This is a genomic window from Pseudomonas fluorescens, from assembly GCF_902497995.1.
Classification (GTDB): domain Bacteria; phylum Pseudomonadota; class Gammaproteobacteria; order Pseudomonadales; family Pseudomonadaceae; genus Aquipseudomonas; species Aquipseudomonas fluorescens_BK.
The window spans coordinates 166,257-186,385 of the sequence record NZ_CABVII010000011.1 but is presented as its reverse complement, the minus strand read 5'-3'; the positions used below and the strand labels follow the sequence as shown (position 1 = coordinate 186,385).

Sequence of the window (20,129 nt, the reverse complement as noted above, 5' to 3'; positions counted from 1 at the left end):
TGCTGATAATCTTGTTGACTATCAGTCTGACTCCACAAGCACCCACACGAATTGCTTGATTCAGTTGTTAAAGAGCGGTTGGTTAAGATCTTTCGTCTCAACCGAGGCGCGCATTCTACGCTTTCCTTTGCTGCTGTCAAGTGGCTATTTTCAGAAATTTTCAAAGTTTCCTTTGCAATTTCAACCACTTGCGCTTCCGATCTCTCGTTAGCGGGAGGCGAATAATACAGCATTAAATACTGCGGTCAACCACCTCCCTCAATCTTTTTCTTCATCGCACCCTGCCCCACTAAGCCGGGCAATAGAGCTGCAGCGTGCATGTTGCAAGGACCATTGATCCGCAGCGAACAGATGTGTTTGACGCTACGGGGAGGAAGCTCGCGGGTGTAGTGGGAAAATGACAGAAGCTTAATGCAGAAGGGAGATCAGAGCGGGTTAGTCGTCTCTATCGTCACGATCGCGATCGCGATCGTGATTTCGATCATACCGCCGATCATCGTCACGACGATCATATCCACGGTCATGCCCCCGATCATCGTCATACCCTCGATCGTATCTACGATCGTGATCATGACCTCGGTCACGATCTCGACCGTACCTTTCTCCGTCTTCCCAATGAGGCCCACAGCCTCCCAACAGGAGAGAACCTGAAATGGCCACAAGCATCATTACTGCGCGCTTCATTTAAATGTCCTAAAGGCAAAGGTCAGCGATATGACCGTGAGGCTGCTCAATGATTCATTGGTGAAATGCAGCAAACCAAAAAGCCAGAACCAACGCTGAACTAGCAGCACGCCCCCCCCTCCTACACCACACGCACGCCCCCCCTCCGCGCCCAACGGCAACCAGCAGAACGGATGAGTGCAGCCGAGTTTTGTTGGTTTAACTCAGCGCGACATCGATCGAGAAGAGCGCGCCCAGGCCAAGATAGATCTCGAAGATCGCATCAGGACACTGGCCGTGACCATGACGGGCAATCCCGGCCAGCGGCATAGATGAGGCAGGTCATGGCAGTCGCGCAGAAAGAACGATTGGCAAAGACTGCGGCGAGGAAGAAATCGGCTAACGGAAGGATTCCGACAACGGCCAGACGTTGACCGTGGTGCATCCAGGCATGCTTTCGAGCATGCCGGCTGAGTTATACCTGAATGGGTATAAGGAAAATGGCAGGGGCGGCTGGATTCGAACCAACGCATGGCAGGATCAAAACCTGCTGCCTTACCGCTTGGCGACGCCCCTGTATCTGTTGCTACGAGTGCCCAGCACTCTGTTCCTGATTTTGCAGCTTGCGAGCAACATCGAGATGCTGCGCCCTTACGCTATAAGCGCTGTAACGGCCTCTGCAAGATGCACGGAAATTTATCAACTTTCGCTTCGCCTGGGAAGACCAAAAACAAAAAATTTGCCTTAAAACAGTCACTTACTCTTGATCCAGGTTAGATCCAATCCTCTCCGGGGCTTTTGAGTTTTGCAGCAGTACCACGAAGGTTGCCGGTGAAAGGTCCGGCCCCAGCATGTCAACCATCAGGTTGCGAATCGAAAATCGAGATAGTCATTTTCGATGATCGTTCCGGGGGTCTTTCTCAATTCGAAAATATCTGTATATTCGAATATTCAAATATAAGAGCCACCCCCCATGAACCTCCTGCCTGCCACTGTCTTCAAGTGCCTGGGTGATGAAACCCGCGTCAGGGTCATGCTACTGCTCTGCGCGCAAGGCGAACTCTGTGTATGCGAGCTGATCTGCGCGCTCGATGACAGTCAGCCCAAGATTTCACGCCACCTGGCACAGTTGCGTACCTGCGGACTGCTGGAAACTCGCCGTCAAGGACAATGGATTTACTACCGACTGCACCCTGAGCTTCCACAGTGGGTGCTCGACGTGCTCCAAGTGACACTCAAAGCCAACCGCCACTGGTTGAGCCTGGACGAAAAGCGTCTTGATCAGATGGGTGAGCGTCCTGAGCGCCAAGCAGCATGCTGCTGACGTAACAACCAAATTCGACCAGGCCACGTCCTCCCCCTCCGAACACCGCAGACAAATGAGAACAACCCATGAGCATCAAAGTAGGTATTAACGGTTTCGGTCGCATCGGTCGTCTTGCCTTGCGTGCGGCCTGGAGCTGGCCTGAGTTTGAATTCGTGCAAATCAATGACCCTGCTGGCGACGCTGCTACCCACGCGCACCTGATCAATTTCGACTCGGTGCATGGCCGTTGGAACAATGAAGCCAGCGCCGATGGTGATTACGTGGTCATTGACGGTCGGCGCATTCGGGTGACTGCCAACAAGTCCATCGCCGACACTGACTGGTCCGGCTGTGATTTGGTCATCGAAGCCAGTGGCAAGATGAAGACCGTTACTGTGCTTCAGGCATATCTGGAACAGGGTGTTAAGCGTGTGGTGGTCTGTGCTCCAGTGAAGGAGCAGGGAGCGCTGAACATCGTCATGGGCGTCAATCAGCACCTGTTCGATCCGGCGCAGCACCGTATTGTTACCGCCGCGTCCTGCACTACCAATTGTCTAGCTCCAGTGGTCAAAGTGATCCACGAAAACCTGGGTATCCGCCATGGCTCGATCACCACGATTCACGACCTGACCAATACCCAAAGCATTCTCGATCAGCCGCACAAGGACCTGCGTCGGGCGCGTGCTTCGGGCATGAGCCTGATCCCCACCAGTACGGGTTCGGCGACGGCGATTGCTGAAATTTTCCCGGAGTTGCGTGGCCGCCTGAACGGCCATGCCGTACGCGTACCACTGGCCAATGCCTCGCTTACCGACTGTGTGTTTGAGGTGGAGCGTGCGACCTCGGCGGATGAGGTCAATGCCCTGCTCAAAGCTGCGGCCGCTGGCCCATTGAAAAATATCCTTGGCTATGAGGAGCGTCCGCTGGTTTCGATCGACTACCGCACCGATCCACGCTCCTCGATCATCGATGCGCTCTCAACCATGGTGGTGAACGGTACTCAAGTGAAGATCTACGCCTGGTACGACAACGAGTGGGGTTACGCCAACCGTGCTGTCGAATTGGCCAAGCTGGTCGGCTTGGCCGGTTAACAGGAGCGATCATGAAGGCGTTGTCAGCCCTTTCCCCGGAAGTTCGGCAGTACCTGCTGGTCACCGGTAACTACTGGGCCTTCACCCTCACCGATGGCGCATTGCGCATGTTGGTGGTGCTGCATTTCCACACGCTGGGCTACACGCCGCTGCAAATTGCCACACTGTTCCTGTTCTATGAGTTCTTCGGCGTCATCACAAACCTGGTGGGCGGCTACCTCGGCGCTCGCCTGGGCTTGAATCGCACGATGAATATCGGCCTGGGCATCCAGGTGGCCGCCTTGCTCATGCTCACAGTGCCGGCCGCCTGGCTGACCATCCCTTGGGTGATGGGCGCTCAAGCGTTATCCGGTATCGCCAAAGACCTCAACAAGATGAGCGCCAAGAGTTCGATCAAGCTCCTGGTGCCTGGCCAGCAACAGGGCACGCTTTATCAGTGGGTGGCCCTCCTGACCGGCTCAAAAAACGCCCTCAAGGGTGTGGGCTTTTTCATAGGCGGTGCATTGCTGGCATTTCTGGGGTTCAAAGGGGCCGTCCTATTGATGGCAGCGGTATTGGCGCTGATCTGGATCGCGAGTCTGTTTTTGCTGAAAAAGGATCTTGGCAAAGCCAAGGCCAAGCCGAAGTTCCGCGAGATTCTTTCCAAGAGCCGAGCGATCAACATCCTCTCGGCGGCACGACTGTTTCTCTTTGGTGCTCGCGATGTGTGGTTTGTCGTTGCCTTGCCGGTTTACCTGAGTGAGGTGTTTGGCTGGGACTTTTGGTGGGTGGGTGGGTTTCTGGCAGCCTGGGTCATCGGCTACGGCATCGTCCAGTCCCTCGCCCCAAGCATCACCGGGAAGAAGCGCGGTCACATCCCGGACGGGCGAGCGGCCTTCATTTGGGCGGCGTTGCTTGCTGGCCTGCCGGCGGCCATCGCCCTCGGCCTCTCGGCGGGTGGGTCGCCCGAGGCTGTACTCCTGGGTGGATTGATGATCTTCGGTGCGCTGTTTGCGGTGAACTCATCCTTACACAGCTACCTGATCGTCTCCTACGCCAAAGAGGACGGAGTATCACTGGACGTTGGTTTCTACTACATGTCCAACGCGCTGGGGCGGCTGCTCGGCACCGTGCTGTCCGGCTGCATTTACCAGACCTATGGACTGGAGGCTTGTCTGTGGGTTTCCACGGCCTTTGTCATGCTGGCCGCACTGATTTCCATTGCTTTGCCCAGGCACTCCGAAACGATACCGTTGACATGACCAGATGAGATTTCGCTGGTTGAATGCGAGTGGAAGTAACGGCAGCTCGGTGCACCGTACGGCGAAGGTGCAGTGGTCAACTAATCCCGGACATTGCGTTAAGTTTTTCCTCAGCCAAGGCTACGAGCGGTGTGCTATTGCCATAGTGGTCCCAGTTCTGGCTTTCGCTTGCAGCACCGGCGCGATCGCTCTTGACTGCCTACACACCGAAAGACTCGCGGCACAGGCGTCGAGCGCTCCTCGTCCATACGGAGTATGCCTCGCAGGTGCCTGCCCCATAACATAAATAAAAAACTATGCAACAGGAGCCAGGTATGCACACCACTTTTTCGTCTGACCGTCCCGTTCGGATCGAAGATGTTCCGCAGTGGGACCTCGAAACAGAGGTCGCCATCATCGGTTTCGGTGCCGCCGGAAGCTGTGCGGCCATCGAAGCTCGCGGTGCGGGGGCACAGGTGGATATCTTTGAGGTAGCGTCGGCGGCTGGGGGGAGTGCCGCGCTGTCGGGCGGCGAGGTGTATGTCGGCGGCAACGGTGGCACCGAGGTGCAGCGTGAGGCCGGCTTCGAGGACACCACTGAAGCCTTCCAGACTTACCTGATGATGGCGGGCGGGCCTGCCGCGGATGGCGAACGGGTGGCCTTGTATGCCGAGAACGGCGTTGCCCATTTCAACTGGCTGAAACAGCAAGGCGTGCCATTTAAGGGTACCTACCTTCCGGGCAAATGGGTCGAACCCACCACCGACGACACTCTGGTGTGGAGCGGCAACGAGTTGGCCTGGCCGTTCTCTGCACACGCCAAACCGGCTCCGCGCGGTCATACCGTGCAATACGAGGGGTGGGGCGGCGGTAAGGTGATGATGGACAAGCTCTGTCAGCGGGCCCTGGACCTAGGCGTAAACGCTCATTTCGACAGCCGCGCGCTGTGTCTGATCGTTGACTCGGCCAATGCCGTGCAGGGAGTGCTCATCCGCCGGGCTGGCGAGCTGCTCTATGTGCGCGCCCGTAAGGGCGTGATCCTGGCGGCAGGCGGCTTTATCGGCAACCGGGAAATGGTTCAGCACTACGCTCCCGGGGCCTTGGTGTGCGAGCAGCAAGTGACTGGCGGCAACGACGATGGCTCTGGCATCCGCATGGGCATGAGCGTCGGCGCGGCCACGTTGAATATGCATGAGTTCTTTGCCACCGTGCCTTTCTTCCCGCCGGCCTCTCTGGTCAAAGGCATTTTCATCAACGAATGCGGCCAACGCTTCATCAACGAGGACGCCTATCACGGCCGGGTCGCTCACTATGTGCTACGCCAGCCAAGCGGACGCGTCTGGCTACTGGTGGATAACGAGATTTTCGGCCGCCCGGTGCTCCAAGAAAACATAGACATCGCCGCCGTCGGCGAGACCTGGGACGAGGTGGCGGAAGGTCTGGGCCTGCCGGGTGGGGCTCTGCAACACAGTGTCGCGGAGTTCAACCGTCACGCCGTCGAGGGACTCGACCCATACTTCCACAAGAGTGCCGAATGGTTGCGCCCGTTGAGCGAGCCACCGTTCGCCGCGCTCAGCTACTGCCAAGGCGACATCGACGCCCATGCCTTCACCCTCGGTGGCCTAGCGACTCGTCCCAGTGGTGAGGTGGTCGACGGCGACGGCCAGCCGATTCCGGGCCTGTATGCTGCGGGTCGTACGGCCTGCGGCCTGCCTCGCTGGGGGGAAGGCTACAGTTCCGGGTTGTCATTGGGGGACTCGACGTTCTTCGGCCGTCAGGCCGGAGGGCATGCGGCGCGCCTGAAATAGCCTTAGCGTACGCCGATATACTGAATCACTGTGATTTTATACGGGGTTGGCTTGAGCCAACCCCGTATTATTTAAAAATTTCAGGCGCTTTTATCTGGCTGGGATTTTTCAGACATGAAAAAGCCCAACCTTTTCAGATTGGGCCAAGTCATTGAAAAATATGGTCGGGACGGAGTGATTCGAACACTCGACCCCTAGCACCCCATCTCCTTTTTCATACTTCTTGAAAGCTTCCAAAATTTTACTCTGGATTTTTCTAAGCTAGTATTTACTTGAGCTCCAGCGGTGTTCTGCTCTACGAGAGTCCAGTAACGTCCATCAAGAGCCGACGTTTTTGTGGGGGGAAAAGTAGGGGGAGTCCATTTTATGGCCAAAATCACCATCAAAGAACTCGAGTCACTGACCGCCAATGATGCCGGCCGGATCCTCAGGGAGGATGGCAATCTCGCCGGTCGAGTCTCTGTGCGTAAGGACGGCGTGTCGGTCAGCTTTTTCTATCGGTATCGGTGGGGAGAACAGAATAAAGAGTACTCCTGCGGGTCTTGGCCACGCAAATCCCTGACCGACATCCGCAAGGCACGCAACCAAGCCCGAGCGCTCATTGATGAGCAAATCAATCCCAACGAGCAAAAGAAAACCGCCAAGGCACAGGCTCATGCCGCGACGAACGCAAAAGCCGAGCAGGAAAAGTCGACGAAGGTGCAAACACTGGCCGTCCAGGATCTGGCCAAGGCCTGGCTGTTGGATGGTGTGGCGCGCAAGGACGGCAATGCTGAATTACAGCGCCGTTTTAACAAAGACCTTTTTCCGGCACTCGGCAAGACCGCGGTGAGCAGCGTCTCCGAACACGATGTTCGGGCGTTAATCCGCACCGTGGTCAACCGCGGCGCTCACCGGCAAGCCATCAGCTTCTTCGCCGACCTCACCCAAATGTTTGGCTGGGCTAGAAAGCGCCAGCCCTGGCGGGCGTTACTGGTTGAGGGTGATCCGACTGAACTGGTCGACATCTCCCCGTTGATCCCAGCTGACTACGAAGCCGAAAGAAGCCGCATCCTTTCCCCGGCGGAGCTGTTGGAATTGCACAACCGCTTCCAGCAAATGACCGCCGATTACATCGCCCTCCCCGCCGGGCAAAAATACGACGGTATTCGGCCGTTGAAAAAAGAAACCCAACTCGCGCTCTGGATCAGCCTGGGCACGCTGTGCCGAATTGGCGAGTTGCTGCAGGCCGAATGGAAAAATGTCGATCTGGACCGACAGACCTGGTTCCTCCCCAGTGAAAACGTCAAAGGCACCCGCGGCAAGAAACAGGACCTCCATGTCTTCCTATCCCCCTTCGCCCTGCATTTCTTTCAGGAACTCAAGACCCTCACGGGAGACTCCCAGTGGTGCTTTCCGAACAAGCAGGATGATGGGCATGTGGACGTGAAAGTGGTGAGCAAGCAGGTGGGTGATCGCCAGGCCCGGTTCAAAAACCGCAAGGCCCTCTCAAGACGGCGTCACGACGATACGCTAGTCCTTGCCGACGGCCAAAACGGCGACTGGACGCCGCATGACCTGCGCCGCACGGGCGCGACCATGATGCAGGCTTTGGGTGTCAGCCTGGACGTCATCGATCGCTGCCAAAACCATGTGCTGGCCGGCTCCCGGGTGAGGCGCCACTACCTGCACCACGATTATGCCGAAGAGCAGAAGTGTGCCTGGAACCTGTTGGGCGATCGACTCAGTGCCGTGCTGTCCTCAACTTACGAGCATCCACCAAGCAAGTCGATGATGTCTTTTCCAGCGTACGCCTCCACTGAATCCTTGCCGCCTTCATCAGCCTAATCAGCTCGATTAGCCCGGTAGCATCCTTGGCCACCGCTGTGTCTGATCTCACGACTGATCGTAGAGTCTGCTCGCCCTAGCAGCGTGTCCATGGAACGGATCGGGTTACCTGCCACCACTGCACGCGAAATCTCTTCGCGTTCAGCCAACGTCAGGCCCAATCCGGACCTGCGCTGTACAGCGGGGCTGATACCGCCTATTTCCGTCAAGATGCGCTGTATCAATGAGCGGTTTCGTTCAAATAGTAGGGCGACCTGCTGAATAGTCGCCTTTTTACCAGTGATCCCACATCAACTTTTTCTGGCTTTCGGTGTAATAGATCCGAGGTCTCTGCTTCATCTGTAACACTCCTTCTGCTTACACAGAATTTAGTTGTGGTGCATCGACCGGTTGAATCCACAGTAGATAGCAGCCCTTTCATAACAGGCTACAACGGACGAAGATTGGTCATTGTTTTCGAACTAGTTGTAGGAGGAACAACACCAGCATCACATTCAACATAGCCAACGAACTTAGCCCAGCAAGCACACCGCCCGCCCCCCACGTTTGCAAAAGGTAACCACCAGCAAGAGGTGTGAGTGCCTGTCCAATAAGTGAAGGTCGAAACATGCGTCCCATTAGCAAAACATAATGCGTTGGCGACATCAGCGTCAACGGTAGCAGCCCCCGAACAATCGCTCGCAAACCATTACCAGCACCATAAAGTACGAGGCCAAGACCCGTCATTGCCGGCGTCATGGTCACAACCGACAGACCGATTGCCACTAGTACGACAGAGATCAACGTCGTCCAAATTGGGTGTCGCTTTCGTGAAAATACTTGCAGAATCCGCGAGCCTACCTGACTCGGACCCAGTAAAGCGCTGAATCCGATGGCAGCTGCAAGTGAATACCCCTGACCTTGAAGCAAAGAAATCAGCTGAACAGAGATTGCCGTCATGATCACTGCGCCCAACGCAAAAATCGTCGTGAGGAGCCAGTAAACCCGTCGATCAATCGACAGACTTTCATCGTACAACGCGTCATTTTTTCTGAGTGAAACCGAGCCTCTCGGTAGCACCCACATATAAAGCGGTGCCACAGTCAGCACTAACAACGCTCCATAGGCCAAACACGTTGAGCGCCAACCAATGTAATCGATGACTAACGCAACCGCCGGCCAGGAAAGCGTTGTCGCAAACCCTGAGATCAATGTAATTCCTGTAATCACACCGCCCGCTCGCTCACCGTAAAGTGAACCTAAACAGGCGAATAGTGCTTCATACAATCCAAGCGCCATGCCAATGCCGATGACTGACCAAGCCAGTAAAAAAAACGGCAATGACGTGGCATTGGCCATCAGAAACAATCCAATGGCGACTCCTAGACCACTGCTGGCAAGAATTGGGCGACCGCCATAGCGGGCGATCAGTCGACTGATCAACGGAGCCAACACCGCAGAAACAAGAATGCTCAGAGACAATGCGCCATAGACCCACTGGCTAGCCCAGCCTGTCTCTTCAATGATCGGATCGGCCATTACGGCCATAAGGAAGAACGAACCTCCCCAGACCAAAACTTGCAGCATCCCTAACAAGACGATGCCGAACTTTCCAGGTAGTGGAGTTTGATTTCTCAAAACAATGTCATCAAAGATAAGAAATGCATGCAAAGCCACGAACGCATAAGCGACTGGGCTCAAGGGTGTTAACTATCTTCAAGCCACCGACTCAATAGCAGAGTCGTCAGTTGCGGCTGCTCAAGCGGCGGCAGATGCCCACATTGAGGCACCACCACCAATCGAGAATGCGGTATGCCGCGATGGATTTCTTCGGACTCAACTGGAGGGGTGATTTCGTCGCTTTCACCAACAACGATCAAGGTCGGGACCACAATGCTCTTCAATAATGGTCGATAATCGGGACGCTCTATAATCGCCAATTGCTGCCGAACAAACCCTTCCTTTCCTACTGCTGCGGCCATTTCCTGCACCGTATCGGCAATCGCAGTTCCAATGCAGCGGGGATGCACAAGCTTGGGCAACAGTTGTGGTGTTACGCCCTTGAACCGGCCAAGTTGTGAAAGAGTCAGCAGGCCACGTCTCGCCTTGGCACGGGCTTCATCGTCCGGTCGCACCATCGTGTCTATCATTGCCAACTTCAAAACCCGCTCAGGTGCCTTTTTCATAATTTCCATGGCTACATATCCGCCCATGGACAACGCAGCGAGTGCAAAAAAAGGTGGTGCTTCATCCAGAGTCCGTTCCGCCATCTGAGCAATGCTGGAGTCAAGGGAGACATCAGGGATGCAGATATGCGTTGAGTTTTCCAAGACAGATTTTTGATGTGCCCAAAGGCGGTCATCGCAAAGCAATCCGGGGATAAGCACGAGCGGCGTAAGGTTGGAAGACAACGGGGTTTCCTTCATAGGTTCATGGTCGAGGATTGATGTTGTTCAAAGCATGTGCCCTGCCCAGATTTCGCGACCTACTAGATCGGCGGCAATCTCGATGAACGCATCTCCAACAAATTTTGCGGCGGGGCTGACTCGCCTGTCCGCGGGAAATACCTGGACCAATTTACGCATGGGAATAGGGTCGACCAAAGGTGCAGCACTGAGCACTCCCGATTCAATTTGCGTGTAAATCGATGCCAGTGGCAAAGCTGTCAAACCGAAGCCATTGCGAACCAGGTCAATCATCGCGCCGAAGGAGTCAGCTTCAACGCTGGTTTTGAGCTTGATGCCGACTTCTCGCGCACAATTATCCAGAATCACGCGAAGACTGTGGCGGGCGCTTGGCAACACCAATTGCTGCTCGGCCAAAGACTCGAATGACACCGGCGCATCCAGGCGCAGATTGGCACTGGCAGGTCCGACCAGCAGCAAGTTTTCCATCATCACCGGCACGATACGCAGCGTATGCAAGGGTTGGGGATCGTAAGAAATCGCCAGTTCCAATTCGCCACGCTGAACCCAATCCAGCAGGTAGCCGCTAAAGGCGGAGGAGAACCTGATGGCAAGATTCGGATGCTCTTCTTTGATTTTCCGCACCAGCGGAACGGTGACAATTTCCGCTACCGTCGGTGTTGTACCGATCATCACCGTGCCCCGAAAAGAAGACTTCCCGCCCACGACCGAACTTCGAATGGACTCCATCTCTTCCATGATCCGGGTGGCATGCGCCAAGACTTCACGGCCGGCATCGGTAATTTCCATGCCTCGTCCATGCCGATCAAAAAGGTAGGCCCCGAGTTCCTTTTCCAACAGACGAATTTGCCTACTCAGTGCCGGTTGTGCGATGTGAAGCCGGTCGGAGGCCTTGCTGAGACTGCCAAGCTCGGCCACATGAATTAGGGTCTTGAGTTGAACGACATCCATTACCAGGCCAGTCAAAGTCGGGCTCGGCGCGAAATGCGTCGAAAGTAGTATGAGTGTAAACGCATTAGCGTTCCTTGGAATGCCACAGGACCCGCGCCGCATGGGGCCTCGCGGCTTTCGAGCCAGCTGTATCCCCCAGCCCGCACGGGTTGCAAGGCAAGCTATAAAATTTCGGTATATCAGTTAGGCCTGGCTGACGGCTTATTACCCTCGTCACTCTGCGGTAGCGTGCAATCAACGTCGACGCCAAGAGCGATCGACTGAATACAAGAATAAGATTCGAGGGCTTGCGCCATGATTTACTACCTTTCTCGTTACCTGACCGACCCGCCTTACACACTCAGTGAACAGCTGACCTCTCATATACATCCCCCCTCTTCATGTGCCTTGGTCGTCAAAGGGTCACAGCAACTGCGTTAAGCACATCAACCCATCGAGCTAGCAACGTCGGACACGCATCAGCGTGCGCCTCCTATCGTCTCGCCTTGAAAAAAGGGTGAACAGAATGTCTGCATCAACCAGCGACTCAACCCTCCACACTGAAAAATCCGATCAGATAAAAAGTCCGAATCGCGTCAGAGCCATCATGGGTGCCTGCTCGGGCAATCTGGTGGAGTGGTACGACTTTTTCATTTACGCCTATACCGCCATCTATTTTGCGAGCTCGTTTTTCCCCAAAGGCGACACCACCAGTCAGTTGCTCGCAACCGCCGGCGTCTTCGCCGTCGGCTTTTTCATGCGGCCGCTCGGCGGCTGGATTTTCGGCTGGATTGCCGATACTCGTGGCCGCAAGGTCTCGATGATCATCTCGGTGTTCATGATGTGCGCCGGTTCCCTGTTGATTGCCGTCATGCCGACCTATGAAACCATCGGTGTGGCGGCGCCAGTTTTGCTTGTCGTCGCCAGGCTGATTCAGGGGCTGTCGGTCGGCGCGGAGTACGGCACCGGTGCCACCTACATCAGTGAAATCGCGACACCTGGGCGTCGCTGTTTTTATGGCTCCTTTCAGTACTTCACCATCATTGCCGGTCAGCTCTTGGCATTGATGACCGTGGTCATTCTCCAGCAAACCCTCACCGGCGAAGAATTGCGCGAATGGGGCTGGAGGATTCCGTTCTTCATCGGTGCCCTGAGCTCAATCGTGGTGGTGTATCTGCGCCGCGCCATGCATGAAACCGCCACCAAGAAAGACATGAACCGCAAAGACGCCGGCTCGCTACGCGGCATGTTCAAGCACAAACGGGCGGTCGCACTGGTGGTAGCGTTTACCATCGGTGGTTCTTTGTACTTCTACACCTTCACCACCTATATGCAGAAGTTCCTGGTGATCTCAGCCGGTTTCAGCCCGGAAACGGTTAGTTTCATCATGACCGCAGCCTTGGTCGGTTTCATGTTCTGCCAGCCACTGTTTGGCTTGCTGGCGGACCGTATCGGGATCAAGGCGCACATGCTGATGTTTTCCGGGTTGGCGATGCTGTTGGTGATTCCCCTGCTCTATTCACTGCAATCGGTCAGCAGCCCGTTTACGGCGTTCCTGCTGGTGTTTGGTGGCCTGGCCATTGCGTCGCTCTACACCCCGATTGCCGGGATCGTCAAAGCTGAACTGTTCCCGCCTGCGGTACGCGCATTGGGCGTAGGCTTTCCGTATGCCATCGGCAATGCGGCATTCGGCGGCACCGCCGAATACGTCGCCTTGTCGCTCCGGTCCCAAGGCATTGAGGAGTATTTCTTCTTCTATGTCGCGGCCGTCGTGACCATCACTTTCATCGCCGCGATGCTGATGCCGAATCTTTCGCGCTATGGGTACATCAGCGGCTCCGGTGAGATCGAAGAGCGCACCGGTTTAAAGGGTTGCGCAAAGTCACACGCTGCGAGCGTTTGAAGCACTGACGATTACAGCAGGTATTTGAAAAGGGCCCATGAGATCCATGGGCCCTTTTTGCATCACTGGGTAGCAGATGCAGGTGCAACTTGAGTGACAGTTTCGGCGAGGACGTTGGCCGCGTGTTCCCGGTTCGGCCATGCCTGCAAATCAAGATCAAGATCCTTGAACTGACTTGAATCGAAGACAGGCGTTTTGATGCCGGCTTTGCGTTGCTGGTCATAGTCGCGCAGCAAGCGCATGCCGACATTGAACAACAGCGCCAGGGCGATCAGATTCACGAAGGCCAACAGCGTCATGGTGATATCGGCAAAAGCGAACACGGTGCCCAGGTTTTGCACAGCCCCCCAAAGGATCAGCAGCAACACCAAACCACGATAGACAATGACCGCAGCGCGCTTGTCACCCAGCAGAAAGCGCAGGTTATTCTCGCCCAGGTAGTAGTTGTAGAGGATCGACGTGAAGACAAACAGAGCCAACGCCACGCTGATGAAGGTGCGTCCCCAGTCTCCGACCACTGCCGCCAACGCGTTCTGAGTCAGCACCAGGCCATCGCCCTCAAAACCAGCCGTGTAAAAGCCTGACAGCAGAATCAGCAGCGCCGTACAGGTACAGATCACAAAGGTATCGAGAAAAACGCTGAAGGCCTGAACCACCCCTTGAGCCGCCGGGTGATCCACTTTCGCCACCGCAGCTACGTTGGGAGCACTACCCAGTCCCGCCTCGTTGGCAAACACCCCACGTTTGACGCCCATGACAATGGCACTGCCGACCAGGCCGGCAAAGGCCTGATCCAGGCCGAAAGCACTTTTGAAGATGGTCATCAGCATACCGGGAACATGATCAAACTGGAGCACGATCACATAGACGGTCACGCCAATGTAAGCCAGTGTTTTGACCGGCACCAGCAGGTCCGAGACCGCGGCGATGCGCTTGATACCACCCATGAACACCAGGCCAAGCAATACGGCAATCGTAATGCCGGAGTACGTCGTAGAGAAACCGAACGCATTATTCAGCGAGTGAGTCACGGCATGGGATTGCAGCCCGTTGAAAGCGAAACCAAAGGTCACCAGCAGCAACAAGGCCATGACCTTACCCAGCCAGGGTTGTTTCAGTCCGTACTGGATGTAGTACGACGGCCCGCCGCGGAACTGCCCGTTCGCATCACACCGTTTGTACAATTGCCCCAGGCTGCATTCAAAGAAGCTGGTGGACATACCCACCAGCGCCGTCACCCACATCCAGAACACCGCGCCCGGCCCGCCCAACGTTACCGCCAACCCAACACCGGCGATATTGCCCGCACCTACGCGCCCCGCCAGGCTAAGCATCAAGGCCTGGAAGGAGCTGATCTGCCCGGCACTCTTTTGCACGCTATCGCGGAAGGCGCCGAACATATGCAGAAAATGGCGGAACTGGACAAAGCGTGAACGCACCGTGAAGTAGCCGCCCAGGCCTACGATGAGCACGATCAGAAGCTTGCCGGAGAGAAAATCATTAATGACATCAAGCATGGGTCGAACCTCTTGTTGTTATAGGTACACGGATTTCAGGCACGCACGCGCCTGCACACGTCGCCGCCCGAAGGCAGGAGAAGTGACTGAATCAGCTTTTGAATTTCAACTTCGTGGCCTGGTCAGGCTCCCGCGAACGATCAGGAAGCCCTCAGGACGACCGGGCTTACCCGGTAAGGCTGCTCGCCTGGAAATCGGCGATCTGTTGCCACATCGCGATGGGGTTGGAATACATCGGGAAATGCCCGCAATGAGGAATGGGGGCCAGGCGGACACCTTCGGCCTGGATATGCGAGAGATAGGACAATGAAGCGTTCTGTTCGCCGAACATGAACACCCTTGGGCATTTCAACCTGAGGAATTTGCCCATCAGATCGGCGTTATCGGAGAGGTCGACCATCGACTGGAAAATCCCCCGCACCGCACCGGCACGCACCTTGTGCCGCAAGCTCGCGGAATAGAGTGCACTGGCATACGCCGGAGCGTGCCGGGCACGTTCGATGAAGGCGGCGAAAAACACCTCGGCATCGTTGCTCGGATAGTCGACGATCTGCCGGCTGAGAAAGCAGTCTTCCGGGGCGATATTGCCCTCGATATCGACGAAGCTGAGCACCCGGTCCGGGAACTGATGCACCAGCATCAATGCGGTCAGACCGCCCATGGAATGGCCGACCAGATGGAAGCGTTCGATGCCGAAATGTGCCAGCACCTGCAGCGCTGTCTGCAGCAGAAAGGGAATGGAAATCCTGGAAAGATCATCGCACTGGCTTTCACCACAACCCGGTGCGTCGTAAGCCACGAAAGGGTGACCGGCGAACGCGGGCTGCTGCACGATGTCGGCATAGTCCTCCTTGGTCGAACCAAAACCATGCAGGAACACGATCGGCGCAAGGACGCCGTCGCGATGGATGGCGGCCACGTTCAGTTGGACACCCTCCACCGTCAGAGGGAGTTGCACATGAGTGAACGTTTCTGGAGAAGACACGTTGTTGACTCCTTGAACGAAAAGGTAGCGCCGAGCCTGGGTTGCCGGCAGCCAGACTCGCAATTTCAAGGGAATCGAGCCTTCTGTAAATTCCTAATACGGGAAGGTTTCCATACGCCAAACCTATCACTCCTGTTCACGCACAGGGCCTTAGTCGACTCATACACGGGACTGGAGCCGGGTGACCAGTTCCGCCACCAGCGGGTTGGGCCGATCTGCATTCCAGGCCACCGCTGTGGTCACGACATTGAGCTTCTGGATCAGTGCTCGAAATACCACATTGTCCGGTGCCAGTTTTTTCAGCGACGCTGGTACCAGTGCGATACCCTGGCCGCAGCTGACAAAGGCAATTTGCGAGGCGACCGAGCGCACTTCATGCAGCACGCGCGGGGAAAAACCGCTGGCGCGGCAGGTCGCGATTAGATTGTCAAAGTAAACCGGGCTGACCTTTCGGGAAAACATCACCAAGGGTTCAGTGGCCAGGCTGGACAGGCTGATTCGCGTGCGCGCAGCCAAGGGGTGATCGCTGGGTAGGGCCACAACCAGGCGGTCCTGAGTCAGCGGCAGTGATTTGATCGAGGCCCCCAGATCACCGTCCAGCCGGGCGAAAGCCAGGTCGATATCCCCGGCTTCCAGCGCCGGGACCGCCTCGACGCTGTCGATTTCCCGCACGGACACGGTGAGGTGCGGGTAATCGCTCTTCAGTTGCTCGATCAAACCAGGCAAGACATCAAACATGGCCGTAGAAATCGCGCCGATGGTCAACATCCCGGACTGCCCCGCCACCGCCTCCTCCACGGCGAGTTCCAGCCGCTCCAATTGGTCTGCGAACTTGCGCACGGCCGGCAGAATCGCCGCCCCCACCGGGGTCAGCTTCGCACCGCGTCGCGAGCGATCAAACAGCTTGACCTTGAGCGCCAGCTCCAGCACCTGGATCTGCTCGCTCAGCGGTGGCTGGGACATGCCCAAACGCTTGGCCGCTCGGCCGAAATTCTGTTCTTCGGCCACCGCCAGGAACAACCAGAGATGACGAATCAGTCGAAAATTGATCATGATTAATCCATAGGTTTAACGTATCTAACGTATCTGTGATTAGTAATATACCTATCAAATTGTCTCACTGACACTGGGCGCCTCCGTCACCACTGGGGCTTTCCCATGATCAATAAGAGTTTGCTGGATCGCTTGGCGGCGCTGGATACCAACACGGTCTCCGATGCGCTCGACTTCCTCGGCCTGCCGGGTGCCACTGTAGGGCTGCGCCCACTGTGGAACTGCCCAAAGATTGTCGGCCGCGCCAGCACCGTGCTGCTGGCTCCTAAATCCGACAACGTCCCCACTGTGCACCTGATTACCCCCGTGGTGGAACAGATCGACAGCGATGATCGTGTACTGGTGATCGCAGGTGGAATCGAAGGCATCTCCTGCTGGGGCGATATCCTCGCCAATGCAGCGGCCAGCAAGAAAGTGCGCGGCACGGTAATCGACGGTTTCAGCCGCGACATCGACGGCAGCGAGTCAATTGGCTACCCGGTTTATGGCCGCGGGGTGACCATGATCAGTGCCCGCAATCGGGTGGTTCAGATCGATGCCGCCGTAACCATCAACATGGCCGGCGTCGACGTCAGCGAGAACGACTATGTCATCGCCGATACCTGCGGCACCGTGTTCGTGCCCTCAGCCTATATCGAGAAAGTGGTCGACCTTGGCGAGCGTATTGCCCGCCGCCAGGACGGCATGGTCGAGGCTGTTCGCAGCGGTCGCTCGGTAGCCGAAGTGATGCATGACACCCAATTCGAAGCGATCCACGTGGAGCACGCCTGATGAATATTGAAGACAAAGAACTGGTCGCCTTGTTTGAAGGCCTGGACACCCCGGGTGTTTCCGATGCGCTGGACAAACTCGGTCTGCCCGGCCAATGCCTCGGTGTGGCGCCACTGGACAATTACAGGAAGGTCATCGTCGGACCGGCATTCACTGTGCAGTACGTCTCGGCCAGCGTACCTCCCGGCACTGTGGGTGATTTCATCGAAGACGTGGCACCCGGCGACGTGGTGGTCATCGACAACAGCGGCCGCACCGACTGCACCGTCTGGGGCGACATCATGACCCAGTACGCCGGAACTCGGCAGATCGCTGCCACGGTAATCGATGGCGTGTGCCGTGACGTAAACAAAGCACTGGGCGATGGCTACCCGATGTTCAGCAAAGGCCGCTTCATGCGCACCGGCAAAGACCGCGTACAGGTTCAGTCGGTCAACCAGCCGGTGTCCATCGGTACGGCCCGGGTCTGTGCCCGCGACATCGTGGTCGCTGACGCAAACGGTGTGGTGGTTGTCCCCCGGGCTCGCTCAGCTGAAGTGGCGGCATGCGCCCGCCAGATCGAATCGGTCGAAGCCGAGATTCGCGCCCTGATCAGCCAAGGCAAAACCCTTAAAGAAGCCCGGGCCGCACTGGGTTACCACAACCTGCAGAGGAAAGTCTGATGACCACGCTCCCCCTCCCCCTGGATTTTCATGCGCGGGCAAAAGTGCTGGGCAGTTCAACGCTGTATGAAGCGTCCCATCTGCCTTGCGCAGTCGACAGTGCAATCCGCCCGATCTGGGACGGCGCCTTCATCTCCGCCCCCGCTTACCCTCTGGAATGTTCGCCCGGTGACAACCTCGCCCTGCACCTGGCGATGGAACGAGTGCCCCGTGGCAGCGTGCTGGTCGTCGGTACGGGTGGTTTCATCGCCGGTTATTGGGGCGAAGTGCTCACCGTGGCGGCCGAAGCGGCTGGCGTGGTCGGGCTGGTGATTGATGGTGGCGTACGCGATATTGCGGCCCTGAAGAAACGTCAGTTCCCGGTGTTTGCCCGTGGAATCTCGGTGAAAGGCACGGTCAAGGTCAGTGCGCCTTCAGTGGGGCAACCGTTCAGTTTCAACGGTGCTTTCGTGGCACAGGACGACTGGGTGGTGGCCGACGATGACGGTGTGATCATCATTCCCAAGGCAGATGCGGCGCGTACCCTGGCCGAAGGCGAGGCACGCGCGAGCAAGGAAGCGCAAATGATGCAGGCGTTAACCGAAGGCCGCTCGACCCTTGAGCTGATGAACCTGACTGAGTGGAGAACCCGCGCATGAGCGCCGATATCCAGCGTCTGAACCAGCGTCTGGCCAGTGCACAGCCTTCCGCGACCTACCGAATCATGGATCGGGTGGCAGAGCGCCCGGCGCAAGGTGCGAAGATTATTTCGCTATGCGCCGGCGAGCCAGATTTCGATACGCCCAAGCATGTGCGCGAAGCGGCCATTCACGCCATTGAACATGGCCACACCCGCTACACCCAGGTCGCTGGTGTACGTTCACTGCGAGAAGCGGTGGCCGCCAAGTTCCGCCGCGAGAACGGCCTGGATGTCACCTGGCAAGACACCCTGGTCTGCAACGGTGGCAAGCAGGTGATTTACAACGCCTTGGCCGCGACCCTCAATGAGGGTGACGAAGTCATCGTGCCGGCGCCGTACTGGGTCAGTTACCCGGAGATGGTGCAACTGTGTGGTGGTCAAGCCAGAATCGTTACCTGCGATGCCGACACTGGTTTCAAGCTGACGCCCTCGGCACTGGCCACGGCGATCACACCGCAGACCCGCTGGTTGATCCTCAATTCGCCATCCAACCCGACCGGCGCGGTGTACAGCCAGGAAGAACTGCACGCCCTGGCTGAGGTGTTGTTGGCCCATCCTCACGTGCTGATTCTGGCCGATGACATCTACGAGCATCTGATTTTCGACGATCAAGCGTTCTACACCCTGGCCCAGGTTGAACCACGACTGGCACCGCGCACCCTGACCATGAACGGGGTGTCCAAGGCCTATGCCATGACCGGCTGGCGCATCGGTTTCGCCACAGGGCCACGCTGGCTGCTGGACGCCATGGAAAAGCTGCAAGGTCAGCAAACCTCCGGCGCCAGCTCTGTGTCGCAACAGGCCGCACTCGCCGCGCTGGAAGGTCCCAAGGATTTCATCCGTGAAAGCCGCGTTGCATTCCAGAGTCGTCGCGATTTGATGGTGGCGCTGCTGAACGACACCCCAGGTCTTGAATGCGTCAGTCCAGCTGGGGCGTTCTACGCGTTCGCTTCCTGTGCCGGATTGATCGGGCGTACCTCAGCGGGTGGCCGGGTACTGCACACCGACGAAGATGTCGCGCATGCACTGCTCGACGAAGCGGATGTGGCCGTAGTGCATGGTAGCGCTTTTGGTCTTGGCCCTTACATTCGCATCGCCTACGCCCTGGATGACGCTTCATTGAGCCGGGCGTGCGGGGCGATCCGTACCTTCTGCACCTCGCTACGTTAATCATTTCCCTTCCCATAATGCGTGGCTATCGCCATTGCCCGGCAGGCCACGCATTCACCGCCCAGTTATACAAAATGGGCATATCTCAAAGACAAAAACGGTAGTCGTCCTTCTCCTCCATCCCTCCCAGAATGGGTGA

Annotated in this window: 18 protein-coding genes and 1 tRNA gene; 10 read left to right on the top strand and 9 right to left on the bottom strand. The window is 56.9% G+C overall.

Features of this window, described 5'->3' with window-relative positions:
• Positions 1 to 435: 435 nt before the first annotated feature.
• Both F8N80_RS31600 and F8N80_RS15260 read right to left on the bottom strand, forming a co-directional pair.
• The gene (locus F8N80_RS31600; protein WP_150743845.1) at positions 436 to 684 is read right to left on the bottom strand and encodes a hypothetical protein; all 249 of its coding nucleotides are present in this window, start codon (positions 682 to 684) and stop codon (positions 436 to 438) included.
• 480 nt (positions 685 to 1,164) lie between these two features.
• A tRNA-Gln gene (locus F8N80_RS15260) sits at positions 1,165 to 1,239 on the bottom strand.
• 397 nt (positions 1,240 to 1,636) lie between these two features.
• Here F8N80_RS15260 and F8N80_RS15255 point away from each other — a divergent pair.
• The 5 genes from F8N80_RS15255 (at position 1,637) to F8N80_RS15235 (ending at position 7,915) form a co-directional block, all read left to right on the top strand.
• Positions 1,637 to 1,987 (top strand): metalloregulator ArsR/SmtB family transcription factor, encoded by a 351-nt coding sequence (locus tag F8N80_RS15255; protein WP_150743844.1) that lies wholly within the window; start codon positions 1,637 to 1,639, stop codon positions 1,985 to 1,987.
• 68 nt (positions 1,988 to 2,055) lie between these two features.
• Positions 2,056 to 3,060 carry an ArsJ-associated glyceraldehyde-3-phosphate dehydrogenase gene (locus tag F8N80_RS15250; RefSeq protein WP_150743843.1) on the top strand — a complete coding sequence of 335 codons (1,005 nt, stop codon included), beginning with the start codon at positions 2,056 to 2,058 and terminating at the stop codon, positions 3,058 to 3,060.
• Positions 3,061 to 3,071: 11 nt separating this feature from the next.
• Positions 3,072 to 4,301: an organoarsenical effux MFS transporter ArsJ gene (gene arsJ / locus F8N80_RS15245; protein ID WP_150743842.1), complete on the top strand. Its 1,230-nt coding sequence runs from the start codon at positions 3,072 to 3,074 to the stop codon at positions 4,299 to 4,301.
• 314 nt (positions 4,302 to 4,615) lie between these two features.
• Complete coding sequence (locus F8N80_RS15240; protein WP_150743841.1) at positions 4,616 to 6,088, top strand: FAD-dependent oxidoreductase; 1,473 nt, start codon at positions 4,616 to 4,618, stop codon at positions 6,086 to 6,088.
• A 366-nt stretch (positions 6,089 to 6,454) separates the two neighbouring features.
• Positions 6,455 to 7,915 (top strand): tyrosine-type recombinase/integrase, encoded by a 1,461-nt coding sequence (locus tag F8N80_RS15235; protein WP_150743840.1) that lies wholly within the window; start codon positions 6,455 to 6,457, stop codon positions 7,913 to 7,915.
• Here the strand turns inward: F8N80_RS15235 and F8N80_RS31595 are convergent.
• The 4 genes from F8N80_RS31595 to F8N80_RS15215 all read right to left on the bottom strand — a co-directional run bounded on the left by F8N80_RS31595 (position 7,912) and on the right by F8N80_RS15215 (position 11,271).
• A complete protein-coding gene (locus tag F8N80_RS31595) occupies positions 7,912 to 8,031 on the bottom strand; it encodes a hypothetical protein (RefSeq protein ID WP_263596667.1) in 120 nt (39 codons plus the stop codon). The genes F8N80_RS15235 and F8N80_RS31595 overlap by 4 nt on opposite strands.
• 331 nt (positions 8,032 to 8,362) lie before the next feature.
• On the bottom strand, positions 8,363 to 9,481 hold the full coding sequence (locus tag F8N80_RS15225) for an MFS transporter (RefSeq protein WP_150743860.1): 1,119 nt from the start codon (positions 9,479 to 9,481) through the stop codon (positions 8,363 to 8,365).
• A gap of 119 nt (positions 9,482 to 9,600) precedes the next feature.
• Positions 9,601 to 10,320 (bottom strand): alpha/beta fold hydrolase, encoded by a 720-nt coding sequence (locus F8N80_RS15220; protein WP_150743839.1) that lies wholly within the window; start codon positions 10,318 to 10,320, stop codon positions 9,601 to 9,603.
• Between the two features lie 27 nt (positions 10,321 to 10,347).
• Positions 10,348 to 11,271: a LysR family transcriptional regulator gene (locus tag F8N80_RS15215; RefSeq protein ID WP_003442248.1), complete on the bottom strand. Its 924-nt coding sequence runs from the start codon at positions 11,269 to 11,271 to the stop codon at positions 10,348 to 10,350.
• Positions 11,272 to 11,776: 505 nt separating this feature from the next.
• Here F8N80_RS15215 and F8N80_RS15210 point away from each other — a divergent pair.
• Positions 11,777 to 13,153, top strand: a complete 1,377-nt coding sequence (locus F8N80_RS15210; protein ID WP_150743838.1) for an MFS family transporter — start codon at positions 11,777 to 11,779, stop codon at positions 13,151 to 13,153.
• A 62-nt stretch (positions 13,154 to 13,215) separates the two neighbouring features.
• Here F8N80_RS15210 and F8N80_RS15205 read toward each other — a convergent pair whose 3' ends face one another.
• The 3 genes from F8N80_RS15205 to F8N80_RS15195 form a co-directional block, all read right to left on the bottom strand.
• On the bottom strand, positions 13,216 to 14,670 hold the full coding sequence (locus F8N80_RS15205; protein WP_150743837.1) for an alanine/glycine:cation symporter family protein: 1,455 nt from the start codon (positions 14,668 to 14,670) through the stop codon (positions 13,216 to 13,218).
• Between the two features lie 166 nt (positions 14,671 to 14,836).
• Positions 14,837 to 15,655, bottom strand: coding sequence for an alpha/beta fold hydrolase (locus F8N80_RS15200; RefSeq protein ID WP_150743836.1), 819 nt, complete (start codon positions 15,653 to 15,655; stop codon positions 14,837 to 14,839).
• 159 nt (positions 15,656 to 15,814) lie between these two features.
• Positions 15,815 to 16,708, bottom strand: coding sequence for a LysR family transcriptional regulator (locus F8N80_RS15195; protein WP_150743835.1), 894 nt, complete (start codon positions 16,706 to 16,708; stop codon positions 15,815 to 15,817).
• A gap of 105 nt (positions 16,709 to 16,813) precedes the next feature.
• On the opposite strand from F8N80_RS15195, the gene F8N80_RS15190 reads away from it, so the two are divergent.
• Genes F8N80_RS15190 through F8N80_RS15175 form a run of 4 tightly spaced genes read left to right on the top strand, consistent with a single transcriptional unit; the run spans position 16,814 to position 19,990 of the window.
• Positions 16,814 to 17,479: an RraA family protein gene (locus tag F8N80_RS15190; RefSeq protein WP_150784198.1), complete on the top strand. Its 666-nt coding sequence runs from the start codon at positions 16,814 to 16,816 to the stop codon at positions 17,477 to 17,479.
• Positions 17,479 to 18,141, top strand: a complete 663-nt coding sequence (locus F8N80_RS15185; protein WP_150743833.1) for an RraA family protein — start codon at positions 17,479 to 17,481, stop codon at positions 18,139 to 18,141. Before F8N80_RS15190 ends, F8N80_RS15185 begins: the two co-directional genes overlap by 1 nt.
• On the top strand, positions 18,141 to 18,779 hold the full coding sequence (locus F8N80_RS15180) for an RraA family protein (protein ID WP_150784197.1): 639 nt from the start codon (positions 18,141 to 18,143) through the stop codon (positions 18,777 to 18,779). Before F8N80_RS15185 ends, F8N80_RS15180 begins: the two co-directional genes overlap by 1 nt.
• Positions 18,776 to 19,990, top strand: coding sequence for a pyridoxal phosphate-dependent aminotransferase (locus F8N80_RS15175; protein ID WP_150784196.1), 1,215 nt, complete (start codon positions 18,776 to 18,778; stop codon positions 19,988 to 19,990). The genes F8N80_RS15180 and F8N80_RS15175 overlap by 4 nt, the downstream gene beginning before the upstream one ends.
• The last annotated feature ends 139 nt before the right edge of the window (positions 19,991 to 20,129 follow it).

Coding starts and splice junctions, on each gene's coding strand:
- F8N80_RS31600 (WP_150743845.1), bottom strand. CDS start 684: ATGAAGCGCGCAGTAATGATGCTTGTGGCCATTTCAGGTTCTCTCCTG.
- F8N80_RS15255 (WP_150743844.1), top strand. CDS start 1,637: ATGAACCTCCTGCCTGCCACTGTCTTCAAGTGCCTGGGTGATGAAACC.
- F8N80_RS15250 (WP_150743843.1), top strand. CDS start 2,056: ATGAGCATCAAAGTAGGTATTAACGGTTTCGGTCGCATCGGTCGTCTT.
- arsJ (WP_150743842.1), top strand. CDS start 3,072: ATGAAGGCGTTGTCAGCCCTTTCCCCGGAAGTTCGGCAGTACCTGCTG.
- F8N80_RS15240 (WP_150743841.1), top strand. CDS start 4,616: ATGCACACCACTTTTTCGTCTGACCGTCCCGTTCGGATCGAAGATGTT.
- F8N80_RS15235 (WP_150743840.1), top strand. CDS start 6,455: ATGGCCAAAATCACCATCAAAGAACTCGAGTCACTGACCGCCAATGAT.
- F8N80_RS15225 (WP_150743860.1), bottom strand. CDS start 9,481: ATGCTGCAAGTTTTGGTCTGGGGAGGTTCGTTCTTCCTTATGGCCGTA.
- F8N80_RS15220 (WP_150743839.1), bottom strand. CDS start 10,320: ATGAAGGAAACCCCGTTGTCTTCCAACCTTACGCCGCTCGTGCTTATC.
- F8N80_RS15215 (WP_003442248.1), bottom strand. CDS start 11,271: ATGGATGTCGTTCAACTCAAGACCCTAATTCATGTGGCCGAGCTTGGC.
- F8N80_RS15210 (WP_150743838.1), top strand. CDS start 11,777: ATGTCTGCATCAACCAGCGACTCAACCCTCCACACTGAAAAATCCGAT.
- F8N80_RS15205 (WP_150743837.1), bottom strand. CDS start 14,670: ATGCTTGATGTCATTAATGATTTTCTCTCCGGCAAGCTTCTGATCGTG.
- F8N80_RS15195 (WP_150743835.1), bottom strand. CDS start 16,708: ATGATCAATTTTCGACTGATTCGTCATCTCTGGTTGTTCCTGGCGGTG.
- F8N80_RS15190 (WP_150784198.1), top strand. CDS start 16,814: ATGATCAATAAGAGTTTGCTGGATCGCTTGGCGGCGCTGGATACCAAC.
- F8N80_RS15185 (WP_150743833.1), top strand. CDS start 17,479: ATGAATATTGAAGACAAAGAACTGGTCGCCTTGTTTGAAGGCCTGGAC.
- F8N80_RS15180 (WP_150784197.1), top strand. CDS start 18,141: ATGACCACGCTCCCCCTCCCCCTGGATTTTCATGCGCGGGCAAAAGTG.
- F8N80_RS15175 (WP_150784196.1), top strand. CDS start 18,776: ATGAGCGCCGATATCCAGCGTCTGAACCAGCGTCTGGCCAGTGCACAG.